We start from the raw sequence: 829 nt of genomic DNA, 5'->3' as shown, positions 1-829 counted from the left end.
AGTGTATCCACATAATGTTGACTTGAACCGAACGAACTGGGAAACCTCCACTTTTTTACAGTCCGCGAGGCAGATCCACTATATTCAGTGTTTGATATTACGGGCTTTCGAAATTTAGGATCAATATTATTATCATTAAACATCCCATATTTCTGATTACTCCCCCAATCGACAACATTTTCCATCATATTAACATGATCCGCTAAATAGTTCTATATAACTATTGTAAATTTCAAGGAAGTGGTCAGAGGGGAGGGAGTAAATAAGCACCCCTCAGGAGTGCTTTATTCGATAAAATCATCTTTATTAAAATCTTGCCTAATAATTTCGGTAGCCCAACTTATTAAGAGACATAAACCGTTATTAGTAATTCCCCACTTTCTTCTCTCATCTCCTGCATAAGCACCCCAAATTATTTCTAATGAATTGTGGATATATTTCCTGTGTTTGTCCTGAAACATGCTAAAATCGGCACCCGTCTCTTGTGTGGGAAATTCTCCTTCAAGCCAATTAATTACTTTTTTATCTTCAATATGTCTACAAGTTTCTTCAATGGAGCGTGAATTTCCATTGTCTAATATGACAGATATTTCCTGAATAAATTGAGTTATAGTTGTTGATTTCCTCATATAAGAAACCTCCATTTTTATTTTTAAGCTTCTCGGAATTCACATTCCGTTGCAGACTCTAGCTTCCTAGCTAGGGTCTTCTATTGTTTCACCCCCAAACATGGGGTGCGAACAAACATTCCTCTTGACTTTTCAAAATCACCCCAATAATCGCCGAGAAGGCTTTTTTTATTTCTAATGAATTGGGTGATTTTCATGAA

At 36.2% G+C, this 829-nt stretch carries 1 protein-coding gene; it reads right to left on the bottom strand.

The window, feature by feature from the left end:
* Positions 1-284 precede the first annotated feature (284 nt).
* The gene (locus tag KQI79_RS27370) at positions 285-629 is read right to left on the bottom strand and encodes a hypothetical protein (protein WP_216541470.1); all 345 of its coding nucleotides are present in this window, start codon (positions 627-629) and stop codon (positions 285-287) included.
* Positions 630-829 lie beyond the last annotated feature (200 nt).

The sequence above is a fragment of the Paenibacillus sp. MSJ-34 genome (genome assembly GCF_018918005.1).
Taxonomy (GTDB): domain Bacteria; phylum Bacillota; class Bacilli; order Paenibacillales; family Paenibacillaceae; genus MSJ-34.
This window is presented reverse-complemented; position numbering and strand designations above follow the sequence as displayed.

Coding starts and splice junctions, on each gene's coding strand:
- KQI79_RS27370 (WP_216541470.1), bottom strand. CDS start 629: ATGAGGAAATCAACAACTATAACTCAATTTATTCAGGAAATATCTGTC.